Here is a 5,577-nt window from a genome sequence, read left to right as displayed (position 1 = left end):
AACATTTGACGGCAGAGGCGGATGATTGCGTATGATCTTGACAGTTTTTTGTACGCTATCCGTTAAAGTTTTGCCTCCCTGTAGCCATACACTTACCGTACCCTCAGGAAATTCCGGCATGCAATTTTTAAAAAGATAATCTAATGTTTGAATCTTGTCCTGTAATTCTTTGTTTTTATATATTTCGTTCAATATATCCCCAGTATTCTTTTGATAATCATTTGTGGAGACCACAACGATTTCCTCAACATTATCCTGATACACAGCAATAATGATGTCCCTCATTAAATCGTCGAAGGAGTGTGAAACGACTGGCTGATATGTTTGTAAAATGATCATGTTTTCCGGATTGACATTGGTTTCTTCTTTAATGAATCGTTCTAATTTCTGCTCCATTCCAATCACAAATAGTACTTTTTTCTTTTCATCTCTAGACATCAAATTCACCCCATAAATGTTTTGAATTTTGTTCCAAATAAGTTTCCTGACTCTTTCTTATATGAAAAATGCGCGAGTCCGAACATATCCTTTTGTTTTTAACATAATTTGCTTTGCAGGTCACTGGAAAGCTTAAAGACCATTACTCGTTCTCCAGTTTGTGTACTAATATCGGTGTGAAAACTTACTACTTCTTCCCCTGTTATCGTTAAGATAATTTCTTTTAAATCATCCAGACCGGATTCCACTAAACTGTTGCGATGTTCTTTTACTGATAACAATCCTTCTTTATCCAGACATACTGTATATTCAGCAGCAGTTAGTATACCGCGGAGTATTACAATCACCATATCCCGTACGATATCCGATTTAACAGATACGGAGCCTCGTCCAAGATAATTTTTCTCCCAATGTGTTAAAGCTTTGCTTATTTCAGCTTCAAGTGTTCCTTTTGTTTTTTCCATACCGATTCCTTTTCCTTTTTTCAAAGTTACATTCATAGATGGCCAAATATTGCCTATAATATTCTAAAAAACAATCTTTTCCGCCCATGTGACGACTTTCTTTCGGAAAGCTTTGTACCATTGCTACAAAAGCGCCGAAAAGAAAAGCAGCCTTCACACAAGGACATATATATATAAACCGGGAAAGAGGTTAAGACCAACTCTCCCAGTGTCCTTCCGGATCAATGGACGCAAGCCGAATCCATCCGTTTTTCACTTTTTGATGAAAGGCATGATCGTGGTCCAGCATCCGTTTCACATAGCCCCTCGGTGCTTGGATGACCACCAGCAAACGCAGTGGCTCATGATATGCCTCTTCATCCGATTTCATAACAGACTGCAAGGGAAGTCCGGATAATAAGTCACTGGCGTTCCCCTGCATGACCCCGAGACCGGCTGTCACGGTTTGGGTTGTTTTATTCCCGCTGCCATAATAATGAGGGGCAACAGTAGATGCATAATATTGCAGGTTAATCCATTGAGCTACCGTTGCCGGCCCGGAAATAATGTTGGCGAGAATTGCACCGTTTTTATCCTTCTTCCAGTTATAATTGTTGAGGAAAACTCTTCCTCCCAGATTGCAGTCTTGGGTCAGCCGGCGTTCCCCAATGATAAACGCAGCGTTACGTGCCAAGCCCCATTCTGGACGGACCTCACTCCAATCTTCTGAAAGGCGCTGCGCCTCAGCCTTCGGATTCTTGAGATGGGTTCCGAGATTTGGCAATTGCGGAATCCGCTCGGCATTGGCTTCCTCACTCACCTTTGGCAACTCGGCTTGGACACGTTTAAATGCTTCCTTAGCTTCAACTGATAGTTCTGGAACATAAAGCCAACGTAATTCATCAAGTGTGGTAATATGCTCGGCGGCTGCAAAAACGGTATCTTTCGGAATGATAATTCCCTCTGTTTCGAGGCTCTTCCTTACGTTTGGAAGATTACACAAGGCTGCCAGCACCCGTGCATTGAATCCGCTTGATGCTCCTCCGCATGCACCGCAGTCGAGTGCGGAACGATATGGATTGTTCGTGCTGTGACTTCCATGTCCGCAAATAACCACTAGTGGTGCAAATTGATCGGTGAGTCCCATCATTTTTAGTGCTTGCCGTACATAGTGTACTTTTTCTTTCACGGAAAATCCAATTGGCAGATCTGTTTCCGATTTTTGCGTATAGTCAAGTGAGAGTTCCGTGGATGGTTTATGCAGCCATGTTTCGAGCAATTTACTTAATGTCCGGCCTGCACTCCGAGGCATAAAGCTGCGAGCCAGCGTTTGCAGGCTTAGCCAAGGACCGCTAATTTCCGGAAGCACCATGCTGGAAACCAGATTATGTTTCATCGTTTTAAATGTATAACCTAATGAACTGACTGCCTGATGCCGTTGTTGAAAGGATTCAGACTCTGATGAATACTCTTTTACTTTGTATTGCGGTTTAAACATTACCGGCAAAGAGTTATGCGTGTGGTTACTGCCAAGCTCGCAGGTTTCAATCGGCAATCCGAAAAATCCCGCTGTTCCAAAAGTCTCAAAATCTCCTGCTTTTTCAAGTTTTCGGCGAAAAGGCTCTGAACGCACATCTATACAAAATACAAATTGTGCGAGTGCCGGCTTTACATTTTCTGCCGCTACAGCAGGCTGTTGGGATGTAATCATCGTTTTTAATTGGTCTTCATATGTTTTTTCCCATGCTTCAAGCCAAAGGTTACTCCGCAGAACCGTATCAAAACGATATGCAAGGGATAAACGTGCCTTTATTTCTGTAGAGGATAACTGTGACCAAACATTGATTGGCAGGTTCCCCCATTCCGCCCAGGCTGAAATTAATGGTTTTAGATTTACTTTATCATTTCTTTTTTCTGGCAAGGGAAGATAGGGTTTAACTAAAGCCCATTCCATCGAAATTCGTACAGCTAAATAGTCAAGCAGCAGTGAACTTTCTTCGGCTGATTGCTGTGAGCGCCAAAGCATCATTCCCCCCCAGCCCGGCAAAGCAAGGAAATGTGCTTCAAAATAGTCTTGGATTTCCGAAAAAGGAATTTCGAGAATAAGCAAAACTTCCATTAAGGCAGCGTCTGCTTCTTCCGGCAGCTCACTTAGTTGTTTACGTACCTTACGGCTAAGTGCCGGGTCATGCTGGACTAGTTTCCGCCACGCATGATAGAAACCTTCTTCCCGGTTTGGCATCGACCAGACAGCCTGAGACTCATCCAAAAACAATTTACACCACTTGATCATATGGCGGTTAAGCTCGTGAGCTGTATTCACTCTTCCCAACTGTTCCAAGCGCTGGCTATAGGTTTTGACCGAATGTTTTTCGGTCAATTGGGATGCAAAACGGTTTAGTTTTCTTGCCATGCTTTTTAACTCAGGTGCTTCCAAAGTACTTAAAGATGGTTGATTCTGTAAAAGTGCAGCCCGGCAAAACCGCTCTGCAACCTCACGCGGCAACTCCAAAGACTGTGAGTTTAGCCAATGTTGAAGCCCCTTTTCTAAAAAATCCCGATGAATCTCGCCTCGATCCTTTGCAGACTGAAATACGGAATCATTGGGGTAGATATCTACATCACAAGTATCTTTGAGCCGGCGTGCCATTTTTTCAAACGGTTGTCCCTCCAAGCCTACCCAAGGGTTGCGTGCTGCAAATGTGTTAATAGGCCCAAGCGGTGCAATGACGCTGCTAGCAGATTTCACCAAGTCATTAAGATCAAAATCAAGGGTATCAGGCTGTTTTTCCCAATGTAATGTTTTTACTAATGTTGTATTCATCTTAAATGACCTCCTCTAAAGAATGATTGTGTCAAATGCTTAGGATGACTTTCGACCAAATCATTTTGAGGTTCACCCAAGCGGACAAGCCAAAGATAAACAACAGTATAGGCAGTTGATGAACGATGACGAGCCAGCCATATACCTGCAGCACTTCCCGCCAATAAGATAATCAGGAGCAAAATGGCCGCTGATGCCGTTGGTTGAATTCCTTTCGGGATTGAATCTTGTAATACACCATAAAAAGCATCATGTACGAAACTGTATACAATTGCCGCACCTGCAACCAAAGAAAATCCTGCAATACGCCCGATACGTCCGGATCCAAAAGCCACTAGCTGGGTCCAGGCTAAAGAAACTGACCATCCTAACGTAAGAGCGCTTATCAATTGATAGCCCTCTCCAGGAGAAGACTTCCAAAGAACTAGTGCAACCAGGAGGCCTAAAATCCCGCCAGTGATTGTCCATAATGATGACGTTGGCTGTTGCGTCCCGGAGGTTGGCTCCTCATGATGATGAAGCGCAGAACCAGCCTGTAAAAACAGGGTTGATTTGAATAGACCATGTAAGACAGCGTGGATAATCGCTGCCAAATAAGCACCTAATGCGCATTGGATTAACATAAACCCCATCTGTGCAATTGTAGACCCGACCAGCTGCCGTTTATAATCAACGTGGACCAGCATAATTCCCGTCCCTATCAAGACTGAAACACTGGACAATAGAACCAAAATAATTTGGGTTATATCTCCGCTAAAAAGCGGTGAAAATCGAGTCAAAATAATTCCGCCTGCATTCACTAATCCCGCATGCATTACCGCAGAGACAGGCGTTGGAACCACTACTGAATCTAACAGCCAGCGTTGGAAAGGCCATTGTGCTGCCGGAATCACGACAGCCAGGATTAGCATCAGGTTAATACAAGTCCTTTCCCATGAATCAAGCTGTGCAAGACTGCTTTTGGTAAGGACGAGTGACAGCTGCCAATGCCCCGTGGTTTGGGTGATCCAGATGACAGCTCCCAACAGGATAAGCCAGCCTAGCGCAAACAGACGGCCGGATTGCTTAGCTGCGTTTCTAGCAACACTCCACTCTTTTTTTAATCTTATAAGTAAAGTCAGTCCCAGGAGTGTAACTCCCCAGCAAACCAGCAGCAGGCGAAGGTCATTACTTAGCCAGACACCTGAATCAGCAGTAGTAGTAATAGTCATAAGAGCAAAATATTTTCGATAGGAACGATCACCGAGTAAGTAACGAACAGAAAACCGCTGCACGATAAAACCGATGGTAAGGACAAACAACGCCAGCAGCCATGATAAGGAATCAAGCCGCCAAGGGCCATAAATCATGGTCTCATTGTTCGTAACAAGGGCCAGCAGGGCAGCGATCGGGGGCAGCAATGTGACACCGACGTGAAGCCGAACAAAAAACAGCGGAACCCTTGGGTATAACAGGAATAGCCCGCTAAGCACCGATATGGCAAGCACTCCAAAAAATATTTCTGGCAGAGAAATTAACATTTTACTTCCCCCCATCGATGTATGGAAGAAACCATCATTCTGAAAATATGACTTTGACCGATTTCCTTCATTACGCTACATTCCTTTCTGTTTTATTTTTAAAAACAAAAAAACCGACAATTTTTTTAAGCATAATGGATAAATCCATTAAACTTTGAAAATTGTCGGTTTACTTTTAACGGGCCCAGCCAAGCCTTTTAATAGTCTACCTAATTATGTAATTTTCTTTCTTCCAATAAGGAAGTATAATTACAGTTGTCCTCTTTGTTATATATTTACTTTTTCATATAGTCAATAGAAAGTTATTAACCTCATGCTAAAGTAATCTATTTATTTAGAGAAATCAATTAAA

The 5,577-nt window shown here is 43.1% G+C and carries 4 protein-coding genes; all 4 read right to left on the bottom strand.

The features are described 5' to 3' along the window. Positions 1-438: carbonic anhydrase (locus tag J7E66_RS27440; protein ID WP_215006055.1), on the bottom strand; the 438-nt coding region annotated here is incomplete at its 3' end. 98 nt (positions 439-536) lie between these two features. Further along, positions 537-902 carry a Na-translocating system protein MpsC family protein gene (locus J7E66_RS27435; RefSeq protein WP_215006052.1) on the bottom strand — a complete coding sequence of 122 codons (366 nt, stop codon included), beginning with the start codon at positions 900-902 and terminating at the stop codon, positions 537-539. 190 nt (positions 903-1,092) lie between these two features. Continuing rightward, positions 1,093-3,705, bottom strand: a complete 2,613-nt coding sequence (locus J7E66_RS27430) for a DUF2309 domain-containing protein (protein WP_215006049.1) — start codon at positions 3,703-3,705, stop codon at positions 1,093-1,095. Continuing rightward, the gene (locus tag J7E66_RS27425; RefSeq protein WP_215006046.1) at positions 3,702-5,240 is read right to left on the bottom strand and encodes an NADH dehydrogenase subunit 5; all 1,539 of its coding nucleotides are present in this window, start codon (positions 5,238-5,240) and stop codon (positions 3,702-3,704) included. Before J7E66_RS27425 ends, J7E66_RS27430 begins: the two co-directional genes overlap by 4 nt. Between the last annotated feature and the right edge of the window lie 337 nt (positions 5,241-5,577).

It is taken from the genome of Bacillus sp. ISL-7 (genome assembly GCF_018613065.1).
This window is presented reverse-complemented; position numbering and strand designations above follow the sequence as displayed.